Raw genomic sequence first — 10,448 nt, 5'->3', positions numbered from 1 at the left:
GCTGTCGATGACGAACCCACCCGTTCGCGGCGAGCCCACACGTTCCGGTGAACGGGATCAGGTGGGTTCGCGCGGAACGGGTGGGTTCGCGAGCGAGGGCCGAGCCCCCTGTGTCAGAGCGTCGCGGCGAACGGGTCGAAGTCGGCGGGAAGGGCGCCGAGATCGTCGACCGTGCTCTCGACGGTCTGGAAGGCGCCGGCCGCGACCGACTCCTCGACCGCGAGCAGCGTGTCCAGGACGTGATAGCCGATGCGGCCCGTCGCGACGTGCGGGCGGCCGGCGCGGATCGAGCGCGCCATGTCGAGCACCCCGAGGCCGCGGCCGACGAGGACGCCCTCCTGCGCGACGTCGAGCTTCTCCTGCACGACCGGCGCGGGCGGCACGACGGCCTCGGCGAGCGGGCGCGTGATCGTGATCGGGCCGCCGAACGTGTTCGGGTCGGGGATCACGATCGTGCCCTCGGTGCCGCTGATCTCCAGGACGCCGTGGCGCAGGAGCGGCGAGTCCGTCGAGTACAGGCTCTGCGCCTGGCCGCCCTGCTCGAACGCCATGAGCAGCGAGACGGTGGACGGCACCTCGACCGGGAACTCCTGGCCCGCGAGCGGCCCGACCTGGACGGCGCGCGACTCGGTTCCCTTGAGCCCCAGCGCCGCGACCGCCGCGACGGGGCCGAACACGTGGATGAGTGCCGACACGTAGTACGGGCCCATGTCCAGGAGCGGTCCTCCGCCGACGGCGTACAGGAACGCGGGGTCGGGGTGGAAGATCTCCGGACCCTGCCACTGGAACAGCGTCTGCGCGAAGAGCGGCCGGCCGATGTCCCCCCGGGCGATGGCGCGCTTGGCCGTCTGGATGCCGGGGCCGAGCACGGTGTCGGGGGCGACGCCGACACGCAGGCCCGCAGCATCCGCCGACTCGAGAAGGCCGAGCGACGACGCCCGGTCGACGCCGATCGGCTTCTCGGTCCACACGTGCTTGCCTGCCGCGATCGCTGCGAGCGAGACCTCGACGTGGGCCGCCGGGATCGTCAGGTTGATCACGATCTCGATGTCGGGGCTGCCGAGCACGGCGTCGACGCCGCCCCAGCCCGGCACGCCGTACTTCTCGGCCTGCGCGCGGGCGCGGTCCTCGCGGACGTCGCCGATCGCGAGCACGCGCACGTCGGGGAAGCGCGTGAGGTTCGAGAGGTACTGGTCGCTGATGTTGCCCGCGCCGATGAGGCCGACGCCGACGGCTTCCGCCGCGGTCATCGACCGGCCACCTGGGCGTCGAGGTACGCGAGGCTCTGCTCGAGCGCACCGAAGAGGTCGCCGTCGTAGTGGTCGAACTCGACGATGGCGACTTCGAGGGCGGATGCCGCGGCGAGCGCCTCGGCGAGCGGAACGACGCCCTGCCCGGCCGGCACCTGGTCGGCCGGGGGATAGGCCGCGACCGCCTCGGGGTCGAGCGTGCCGTCCTTGACGTGGACCGCGATGACGCGGTCGCCGAGCCGCTCGAGGAGCGCGGGGGAATCCAGACCGGCACGGGCGACCCAGTACAGGTCGACCTCGAGCACGACGCGCGGGTCGAGGAGGCTGGCGAGCAGCTCGAGGCCCGTGACGCCGTCGAAGGTCGCCTCGAGCTCGTGCGCGTGATTGTGGTAGCCGACACGGATGCCGCGCGCGGCGCCGATCTCGGCCGCGGCGTTGAGCAGGCGCGCGGTCTCCTCGATCTGCTCGCGGGTCGTCCAGCGCTCGGGGGCCGTGTACGGGTCGATGACCGTGGTCATGCCGAGGACATCGGCGGCGTCGAACACGACGTCGGGCGAGGGCACGGGGAGCGTCGTGCCGCTGCCGTCCGGGTTGACGAACGAGGTCGACGCGAGGAATGCGTGGCCCGTCGGGGCGGCGATGCCATTGGCGCGCAGCGCCGCCGCGAGCGGCTCGGCGCGGCGTACGAAGTCGTACGGCTCGGCGGCGGTGAACCCGCGGGCGGCGAGCTCGGCGAGCGTCGACTCGAGGTCGGCCTCGAGCGCCTCGCGGACGGTGAACAGCTGGACGGACGTCTGGACGGGCATCGCCATGTACTCCTGGGTCTTCGGTGACGGCGGCGGGGATCGTGTCATCACGGTAGCACAGAAAACCTCCGAGTGGAGGTTTTCATCGAATAGGATGCTTTCATGCCCGCCGAACCCGCGACTCCGCCCCGTTCGCGGGGCTCGTACGCGAAGGGCGTGGCCCGGCGGCAGGAGATCCTGGACCGCGCGATCGAGGTGTTCGCCGAGCGCGGATCGGACCGCACGAGCCTGCGCGCCATCGCGCAGGAGGTCGGCGTGACGCACGCCGCCCTGGCGCACTACTTCGGCTCCCTCGAGGAGCTGCTGGTCGAGGTGTACCGCGAGTCCGAGCGGCGGGGGGATCGACAGCATCCCGCCGGTCCCGACGCGACGCCCGTCGAGATCATGCGCGAGTGGACGGTCGCCAACCGCGAGGTCGCGGGACTCGTCCAGCTCTACTCGACCCTCGTCGCGGCGGCGCTCGAAGAGGGGCATCCCGCCGCCCGCGCGTTTGCGACGGAGCGCTTCGCCCGCGTCCGCGCCGAGCTCGCCGAGCGCGTCCGCCGCAGTCAGGACGCCGGGCGGATCCGCGCCGACCTCGACCCCATGGCGGTCGCGGCGCTCGTCATCGCGGCATCCGACGGCCTTCAGACGCAGTGGCTGCTGGATCCTGCGGCGCCTCAGGATGCTGCGCTCGCGCTGCTCGAGCAGCTCATCGAGCCCCCCGCCGGTGTCTGAGGTCGCCGCTATCGTGCCGTCATGCCAGAGCGGGTCGAGGCGTGGTGGGCACGCCGTCAGTTCTCACGCGGAGCCGACGTGCCGTACGCCGTCGGCACGTACCGTGAGGCGTGGGCGCCGTACCCCGCGCTCATCCGCCAGTACCACCCCGACCTCAATGCCGGGATCACGCTGACGCAGATCCCGCCCGCCGCCGACGTGCTCCTCGTGTGGCAGTGCGACACGGGTCACACGTTCGTCGCGACGCCCGCTGAGCAGCGGGGGCGCCCAGGCCGGGAGCGCCGCCGCTCGGCGTGGTGCCCCGAGTGCGCGACGCTCGCGAACCCCGGGCGCGTCCGCACCGCCGGGTCGGCGAGGCCCGCGGCGACGGCGAGGCCGGCGGGGTCGGCGAGGCCGAAGGGTCCGAAGGCCGCGAAGCCCCTGTGCACGAAGACGCCCGCGGTCGCGGTGGGCACGCCGTTCCTCAGCGAGTGCGCGCCGGCGCCGGCCTCCGCCGTCGAGGCGCAGCTGCGCGCCGACCTCTTCGCGCGGGTCGGTGTCACGCCCGGATTCAACGCGGTCCGGGTCGCGCGTCCGTTCTTCGATCACGTCGAGGTGTGGCCCGACATCCTGCTCCCCGAACTGCGGATCGCGATCGAATACGACAGCATCGGGCGCTTCGGGCTCGAGCACGTCGGGTCGCGGGAGGAGACGGATCGGCGCAAGGACCGGGCCCTCCGCGCCGCGCACTGGGAGGTCGTGCGGCTGCGCACCGGCAAGCTCGAGAAGCTCGGCCCCTACGACCTGCAGCTGTCGGGATGGAACCGCAAGGGGCTGGATCGGCTCATCGACGTCTTCCGCGACATCCGCGGGCCGCTGCTGGTCGACGCGTACCTCTCGTAGGCGCCGGGTGCGCCTTCCCTTTCCATTGTACGAGCGGGATGGGGGCTTGCGGCAAGGGCCCCTCCCCGTTGCATAATCGCTGGTCGTGCTGGAAATACGCCCGATGACGGATGCCGCGCCGTGCCGCAGCATCCGTCGTCCGGCGCCGGCGCGGCAACCGCAATGTCGCAGATCACCACGAAGTCGCAGAGATGCCCGCCGGATCCTGTGACGCGGTGGCGATCCCCGACGTTGTGGCGCGACACGATACTGGAGCTGACACGTGACCCACATGACTTCCGACGTCTTCGACCTGCCGCCCCGCCTCGCCGCGAAGGCGGATCCGGCCCTCATCGCCGCCGACGAGCGGCATTTCGCCGCGATCGCGGAGAGCCTCACCCTGACGATCTCCGACCTGACGTCGCGTCTCGAGTATCAGCGCAGTCTCCGGGCGAACCACGGCCAGGCCGCTCTCGACCGCGATCTCGAGGTGCACCGGCTCACGGCGCGGCTGCGCGCTCTGGGCAGATTCGGGCTCGACCTGTGCCTCGGCCGCATCGTGCCGGACGACGGCGGCATCCCCGTCTACATCGGGCGCTTCGGGCTCAGTGATGCAGCTGGAGGCCGCCTCCTCGTGGACTGGCGAGCGCCCGCCGCCGAGCCGTTCTTCGCGGCGACCCACGGGAGCCCCATGGGCCTTGTCAGCCGAAGGCGGTACCGCTGGTCGAACGGTCGCGTCAACGACTACTGGGACGAGGTGTTCACGCCCGAAGCCCTGGAGTCGCAGGCCGCCCTGGACGACCAGTCCGCCTTCATCGCGAGCCTCGGCAGCAGCCGGTCGCCGCGCATGAGGGACGTCTTGAGCACGATCCAGGCCGATCAGGACGCCGTCGTGCGGGCGGGCTCCGCGGGGGCGCTCGTCGTCGACGGCGGCCCCGGCACGGGCAAGACCGTCGTCGCGCTGCACCGCGCGGCCTACCTCATCTACTCCGACCCGCGTCTCGGGCCAGGGCGCGGGGGCGTGCTCTTCGTCGGACCGAGCCCCGCCTACCTCGCGTACGTCGAGGACGTGCTGCCGAGCCTCGGCGAGGAGAGCGTGCGCACGTGCACGCTGCGCGACCTCGTGGCGGAGGGCGTCGTCGCAGTGCCCGAGCGAGACGTCGACGTCGCGCGGCTCAAGGCCGACGCGCGCATGGTCGAGGCGATCGAGCCCGCCGTGCGGCTGTACGAGGAGCCGCCGACCGAAGAGCTCGTGGTCGCGACGCCGTGGGCCGACCTCGTCGTGACTCCGGCCGACTGGGCCGAGGCATTCGCCTCCGCCGAGCCGGGCACGCCGCACAACGAGGCGCGCGACCAGGTGTGGGAGACGCTCCTGGAGATCCTCGGGGACCAGGTCGGCGAGGAGGTGCCGCCCCACCTGCTGCGCCGCGCCCTCGCGCGCCACGACGAGCTGACGCGCGCATTCACCCGCGCGTGGCCCCTCATCGAGGCATCCGTCCTCGTCGCGGATCTCTGGTCGGTCCCCGCGTACCTCCGCCGCTGCGCGCCGTGGCTGACGGTGTCCGAGATCGAGGCGCTCCAGCGACCGGAGGCTGCGGCCTGGACCGTCGCCGACCTCCCGCTCCTCGACGCGGCGCGCAGGCGGCTCGGCGATCCGTCGGCATCCCGGCGGAAGCAGCGCCGCGAGGCGGTCCTCGCGGCGGAGCGGGCGGAGCGTGAGCGCGTCGCCGAGGAGCTCATCGCGGCCGACGACTCCGAGATGATGCTCATGACGATGCTGCGCGGCCGGGACTTCGTCCATTCGCTCGACGACGAGTCCGCCGTCGAGGCCGCGACCACCGATGTGCTCGCGGGGTCCTTCGCGCATGTCGTCGTCGACGAGGCGCAGGAGCTGACGGATGCCGAGTGGACGATGCTCCTCGCGCGCAACCCGTCGCGGAGCTTCACGGTCGTCGGCGACCGCGCGCAGGCCCGCCACGGCTTCGCCGAGACGTGGGAGGAGCGCCTGGAGCGGATCGGGCTGCGCGACGTCGCGCTCGCGTCGCTCACGATCAACTACCGCACCCCCGCGGAGGTCATGGTCGAGGCCGAGCCCGTCATCCGGGCTGCGATCCCCGACGCGAACGTGCCCACGTCGATCCGGTCGACGGGCGTGCCGGTCCTGCATGGCCGAATCGCGGAGCGGGACGCGATCCTCGACGAGTGGCTCGCGACCCACGGCGAGGGCGTCGCGTGCGTCATCGGCGATTCGACCTTCGCCGAGGCCCCGCGCGTGCGGTCGCTGACCCCCGAGCTCGCCAAGGGGCTCGAGTTCGACCTCGTCGTCCTCGTCGATCCGCAGGGCTTCGGCGAGGGGATCGAGGGCGCGGTCGACCGCTACGTCGCGATGACGCGCGCGACCCAGCGCCTCGTCATCCTGACCAGCTGACCCCTGCCGGTGCCCTGTGCACAACGTCGCCATGTCGCCGCGACACGCCGTCGTGGAAGTGCGTGAGCCGTCACGTCGGTGCCATTCGGCGACGTTGTGCACGGGCAGGATGCTGAGCGCCCCTTGTTCGCAATTCAGGCTGGCTGCTCCGGCACGCCGTGTCGGCGGCCCGGATCACGGCGTGTCGCCGGATTCAGCCTGAGTTGCGGACCGGTGGAGTGGTCCACCGGCGCGGCGTGAGGCTTCCTTCCACGGCGCCCGGGCCAGCGTGGGTGACGGCAGCGCCTTGTTCGCAATTCAGGCTGGCTGTGCCGGCACGCCGTGTCGGCGGCCCGGATCACGGCGTGTCGCCGGATTCAGCCTGAGTTGCGAACCGGCCTGGCGGCCGAGGGGGGCTGGCCGCGGCATCCACCCCGCGCTGGCCGCGGCATCCGACCCGGCCCGTCAGAGGGCCGTGAGCAGCTCCCGCAGGCGAGCGGACTCGTCGGGAGCCATCGCGTAGCCGTGCTCCCGCGCGGGGTAGCCGCCCGACCGGACGTCGGCCGCGTACGCCGCGACGCCGTCGATCATCGCCTGGCGCAGCTCGGCGTAGCGCTTGACGAAGCGCGCGGGCCTGCCCTCGTAGATGCCGAGCAGGTCGTGGAAGACGAGCACCTGCCCGTCGGCGGCGGGCCCTGCGCCGATGCCGATGACGGGCACCTGCATGCGGGGCATGATCGCCTCGGTCACGTCGCTCGGGATCGCCTCGAAGACGATCGCGAAGCATCCCGCGTCCTGCAGGGCGAGCGCGCTGCGGCACAGTGCGAGCGCCTCGTCGGCCGTGCGGCCCTGCGAGCGGTAGCCGCCGAGCACAGTGGCGGTCTGCGGCGTGAGTCCGACGTGGCCCATGACGGCGATCCCCGAGGCGACGATGGCACGCGCACGATCGACCGAGGTGCCGCCGCGCTCGATCTTGACCGCGTCGCACCCCGTCGTCTTGACGAATCGCTGCGCCGTCGCGACGGCCTGCTCGTCGGAGGCCTCGTACGAGCCGAACGGCAGGTCCGCGACGAGGAGCGGCCGCGACAGGCCGCGGCGGACGGCGGAGGTCAGCGTGATCAGCTCGTCGACCGTCACGGGGACGGTGCTGTCGTAGCCGAGCACCGTCATGGCGGCCGAGTCGCCCACGAGCACGATGTCGACGCCCGCCTCGTCGGCGACGCGGGCGCTCGGGTGGTCGTACGCCGTCACCATCGCGATCGGCTCGCCCGCCGCCTTCTTTTCGGCGAGGTCGGCGAATGTCACCCTGCGGTCGGATGCCGGCCGCGAGCTCACGCGGGCACCCCGGCGCCGCGCAGCTCGGCGACGGCGTCGTCGATCGTCACGATCCGGTTGCCGCGGGCCACGTGCACGACGACCGGCTGATAGGCAGCGAGCTCGGCCTCGTCGTAGTCCGCGTACGAGATGACGATGACGGTGTCGCCGTGGTGGACGAGTCGCGCCGCGGCCCCGTTGACCTGGATGTCGCCCGAGCCGCGCACGCCCGCGATCGTGTACGTCTCGAAGCGCGAGCCGTTGTCGACGTCCACGACGTGCACCTGCTCGTGCTCAAGGATGTCGGCCGCCTCCAGCAGATCAGGGTCGATCGTGATCGAGCCGACGTAGTTGAGATCGCTGCCCGTGACGGTCGCGCGGTGGATCTTCGACTTGAGCATCGTCCGGCGCATCAGGCCTCCAGCATCCGGTTGTCGATGAGTCGCGCCCTGCCGACCCGCGCCGCGACGGCGAGGAGCGTCGGCCCCTCGACGACGTCGACCGGCAGCAGGTCGTCGGGGGAGCGCAGCTCGAGGTACTCGGGGACGATTCCGGATGCTGTCAGCTCCGCCATCGCCGCCTTCAGGACCGCCTTGCCCTCCGTGACGCCTGCGGCGACGGCGGCCTCCGCGGCGGTCAGGGCGCGATTGAGTCCCGTCGCCTGCGCGCGGGCTTCGGCATCCAGATAGACGTTCCGCGAGCTCATCGCCAGTCCGTCCGCCTCGCGCACGATGGGGCAGGCGACGATCCGGACCGGGATGTCGAGGTCGCGCACGAGCCGGCGCACGACGACGATCTGCTGCGCGTCCTTCTGGCCGAAGTACGCGGCGTCGGGCGCGACGATGCCGAAGAGCTTCGCGACGACGGTCGCGACGCCGTCGAAGTGCTGCGGGCCGCGGACAGCGCCGCACAGCACCTCGGTGATCCCCGAGATGTGGATCGTCGTCGCGAACCCGTCGGGGTAGACCTCGTCCACGGCGGGGGCGAACAGCACGTCGGCGCCGGCCTCGCGGGCGAGCTCGGCATCCCGCTCCTCGTCACGGGGGTAGGCGGAGAGGTCCTCGTTCGCGCCGAACTGGGTCGGATTCACGAAGAGCGACACGACGACGAGGCCGCTCTGGGCGCGGGCCTGGCGGATGAGCGACAGGTGGCCCTCGTGGAAGGCGCCCATCGTGGGGACGAGCCCGACGATCTCGCCGCGCGAGCGCGACTCGGCGACGGCGGCGCGGACCCCGGCGACCGTCCGGATGATCCTCACGACAGGAGGGCTTCCGGCGCGATGACGTCCTCGGCTTCGCGTGCCGCGAGGACGCGCGTGTGCTCGGTCAGGAGGTCGAAGAGCGGCAGGATGTCGGGCGCCGCGTCGGCGACGGCCGCACGCTGCCGCGCGACGGTCTCGTCGTCGCCGCGGGCGATCGGGCCGGTCAGGGCGGCCTCGGGCCCCAGCGCGGCCCAGTTCTCGACGGTGCGGCGGACGAGGGGCGCGAGCAGCTCGCGCGCGTCCGCGGGGGAGAGGCCCGCGGCGCCGGCGATGCGCTCCGCCGCGGCCTCGAGGGTCACGAGGTAGTTCGCGGCGATGGACGCTGCGGCGTGGTACGCGGCGCGCTGCGCGTCGGCCACGACGAACGGGTGCGCGCCGAGCGCGGTCGCGAGGGTGAGCGCGGCATCCGTCGCCACCGCGTCGCGGCCGGCGACGGCGCACCCGATGCCCTCGAAGGCGGCGGGACCCTCGTCGCCGACGAACGTCTGGAGCGGATGCAGCGAGAAGTCGACGGGCAGGCCCGCGAGAGGCGTCGCACCCGACGTGTGGCCGAGGAGGCGGCCCGTGCCGGCGAGCTCCGCCGCGGCGGCGGGGATGGCGTCGTCGGGCACGCACAGGAGGACGACGTCGGCGGGCTCGACGGGCTCGCCGCGACCCGTCGGACCGCTGACGGCGAACCCCGCCGCGCGGAGGGCGCGTGCCATGACCCGGCCGAGGCGTCCGGCGCCGACGACGCTGACGGTCGTGACGGCGTGCGGGGAGGGCGTGGAGGAAGGGGTCATGGCGCGGGATCCGGCGTGATGACTCCGGACACGTGAAGTCTACTTCTTGTTGAACGGCGTCCAGGAAACGGGCGGACGGCTACGGCCGGCCATAGCCGAGGGGGCGGGCGCAGCGCTATGGCCGGCCGTCGACGAGGAGGCGCAGGACGGCGGCGAGCTTCGCCTGATCGGCGGGGCTCACGCCGCGCAGCGCGGCCGCCTCGGCACGCACGAGCTCCGTCATCGCGGCATCGACGCGGCGCTGCCCGTCGTGCGTGATCGAGACGAGGATGCCGCGCCCATCGTCGGGGTTCGGGCGACGCCCGACGAGCCCCCGCTCGGACAGCTTGTCGAGCCGTGTCGTCATCGCGGCGCTGCCGATCATGGTCGCCGTCACGAGCTGCGTCGCGGTGAGCTCCGTCCCCGCGCGGCGGAGGGCCGCGAGGACGTCGAACTCCCAGACGGCGAGCCCGGCCTGCCCGAAGGCCCGCGCGCGCAGCTTCGCGAGCTGCACGGCCGCGCGGCGGAGGCGCGACATGACGTCGAGCGGCGTCAGGTCGACCTCGGGCAGGAGCCGCGACCACGCGTCGATGAGGAGGTCGACCTCGTCATCGCCGTGGGCACTGTGGGGCATGCTCCGACGGTAGCCGAACTCGCCGCTGCAGGTCACTGCGCGCCGAGATGCCACAACTTCCGGCACCTCGACATCGGGTTGCCCGATCTTGGGGCACGTCGGCGGAAGCTGCCCGGACATGCGAGAAGGCCGGTGCCGACAGCATCCCGAAACCTCCTGACGGAGGGGATGCTGTCGGCACCGGCCGGAGCGCGTGGGTCAGTTGCCCGCGCGGCGCTTGTTGTAGACGTCGAAGGCGACGGCCAGCAGCAGCACGAGGCCCTTGACGGCCTGCTGCCACTCGATGCCGATGCCCATGATCGACATGCCGTTGTTCAGGACGCCGATGATGAGACCACCGATGATCGCGCCGCCGATCGTGCCGACGCCGCCCTGCACCGCCGCACCGCCGATGAAGGCCGCCGAGATCGCCTCGAGCTCGAAGCCGTCACCGGCCT

At 72.6% G+C, this 10,448-nt stretch carries 10 protein-coding genes and 1 pseudogene; 3 read left to right on the top strand and 8 right to left on the bottom strand.

Features of this window, described 5'->3' with window-relative positions; genetic code table 11:
* Positions 1-113 precede the first annotated feature (113 nt).
* Positions 114-1,250, bottom strand: coding sequence for a Gfo/Idh/MocA family oxidoreductase (locus ABZ477_RS15470; protein ID WP_360134926.1), 1,137 nt, complete (start codon positions 1,248-1,250; stop codon positions 114-116).
* Positions 1,247-2,056, bottom strand: a complete 810-nt coding sequence (locus ABZ477_RS15465; RefSeq protein ID WP_360134999.1) for a sugar phosphate isomerase/epimerase — start codon at positions 2,054-2,056, stop codon at positions 1,247-1,249. Before ABZ477_RS15465 ends, ABZ477_RS15470 begins: the two co-directional genes overlap by 4 nt.
* Positions 2,057-2,158: 102 nt before the next feature.
* On the opposite strand from ABZ477_RS15465, the gene ABZ477_RS15460 reads away from it, so the two are divergent.
* The 3 genes from ABZ477_RS15460 (at position 2,159) to helR (ending at position 6,062) form a co-directional block, all read left to right on the top strand.
* Positions 2,159-2,773, top strand: a complete 615-nt coding sequence (locus tag ABZ477_RS15460; protein ID WP_360134923.1) for a TetR/AcrR family transcriptional regulator — start codon at positions 2,159-2,161, stop codon at positions 2,771-2,773.
* A gap of 21 nt (positions 2,774-2,794) precedes the next feature.
* Positions 2,795-3,655 carry a zinc-ribbon domain-containing protein gene (locus ABZ477_RS15455; RefSeq protein WP_360134920.1) on the top strand — a complete coding sequence of 287 codons (861 nt, stop codon included), beginning with the start codon at positions 2,795-2,797 and terminating at the stop codon, positions 3,653-3,655.
* A 271-nt stretch (positions 3,656-3,926) separates the two neighbouring features.
* On the top strand, positions 3,927-6,062 hold the full coding sequence (gene helR / locus ABZ477_RS15450) for an RNA polymerase recycling motor ATPase HelR (protein ID WP_360134996.1): 2,136 nt from the start codon (positions 3,927-3,929) through the stop codon (positions 6,060-6,062).
* A gap of 444 nt (positions 6,063-6,506) precedes the next feature.
* On the opposite strand, the gene panB is transcribed toward helR, so the two are convergent.
* The 6 genes and pseudogenes from panB to ABZ477_RS15420 all read right to left on the bottom strand — a co-directional run.
* On the bottom strand, positions 6,507-7,376 hold the full coding sequence (panB, locus tag ABZ477_RS15445) for a 3-methyl-2-oxobutanoate hydroxymethyltransferase (protein ID WP_360134917.1): 870 nt from the start codon (positions 7,374-7,376) through the stop codon (positions 6,507-6,509).
* Positions 7,373-7,768 carry an aspartate 1-decarboxylase gene (gene panD, locus ABZ477_RS15440; protein ID WP_360134914.1) on the bottom strand — a complete coding sequence of 132 codons (396 nt, stop codon included), beginning with the start codon at positions 7,766-7,768 and terminating at the stop codon, positions 7,373-7,375. Before panD ends, panB begins: the two co-directional genes overlap by 4 nt.
* On the bottom strand, positions 7,768-8,613 hold the full coding sequence (panC, locus tag ABZ477_RS15435; protein ID WP_360134911.1) for a pantoate--beta-alanine ligase: 846 nt from the start codon (positions 8,611-8,613) through the stop codon (positions 7,768-7,770). Before panC ends, panD begins: the two co-directional genes overlap by 1 nt.
* Entirely contained in the window at positions 8,610-9,398 is a 789-nt protein-coding gene (locus tag ABZ477_RS15430) for a Rossmann-like and DUF2520 domain-containing protein (protein WP_360134908.1), read from the bottom strand. Before ABZ477_RS15430 ends, panC begins: the two co-directional genes overlap by 4 nt.
* A 115-nt stretch (positions 9,399-9,513) precedes the next feature.
* Positions 9,514-10,011, bottom strand: a complete 498-nt coding sequence (locus tag ABZ477_RS15425; protein WP_360134905.1) for a MarR family transcriptional regulator — start codon at positions 10,009-10,011, stop codon at positions 9,514-9,516.
* 198 nt (positions 10,012-10,209) lie between these two features.
* Positions 10,210-10,448: pseudogene (locus ABZ477_RS15420) on the bottom strand (sugar ABC transporter permease); the annotation flags it as partial.

The organism is Microbacterium sp. NPDC019599 (genome assembly GCF_040632175.1).
In the GTDB taxonomy this organism is placed as follows: Bacteria; Actinomycetota; Actinomycetes; order Actinomycetales; family Microbacteriaceae; genus Microbacterium.
Note: the sequence above shows the minus strand (reverse complement) of the source record. Positions and strands in the feature narration are given on the sequence as shown.

What these genes read in the sequence shown, in the direction of transcription:
- ABZ477_RS15430 (WP_360134908.1), bottom strand. Translation starts at nt 9,398, where the DNA reads ATGACCCCTTCCTCCACGCCCTCCCCGCACGCCGTCACGACCGTCAGC.
- ABZ477_RS15470 (WP_360134926.1), bottom strand. Translation starts at nt 1,250, where the DNA reads ATGACCGCGGCGGAAGCCGTCGGCGTCGGCCTCATCGGCGCGGGCAAC.
- ABZ477_RS15460 (WP_360134923.1), top strand. Translation starts at nt 2,159, where the DNA reads ATGCCCGCCGAACCCGCGACTCCGCCCCGTTCGCGGGGCTCGTACGCG.
- ABZ477_RS15465 (WP_360134999.1), bottom strand. Translation starts at nt 2,056, where the DNA reads ATGCCCGTCCAGACGTCCGTCCAGCTGTTCACCGTCCGCGAGGCGCTC.
- ABZ477_RS15455 (WP_360134920.1), top strand. Translation starts at nt 2,795, where the DNA reads ATGCCAGAGCGGGTCGAGGCGTGGTGGGCACGCCGTCAGTTCTCACGC.
- panD (WP_360134914.1), bottom strand. Translation starts at nt 7,768, where the DNA reads ATGCGCCGGACGATGCTCAAGTCGAAGATCCACCGCGCGACCGTCACG.
- ABZ477_RS15425 (WP_360134905.1), bottom strand. Translation starts at nt 10,011, where the DNA reads ATGCCCCACAGTGCCCACGGCGATGACGAGGTCGACCTCCTCATCGAC.
- helR (WP_360134996.1), top strand. Translation starts at nt 3,927, where the DNA reads ATGACTTCCGACGTCTTCGACCTGCCGCCCCGCCTCGCCGCGAAGGCG.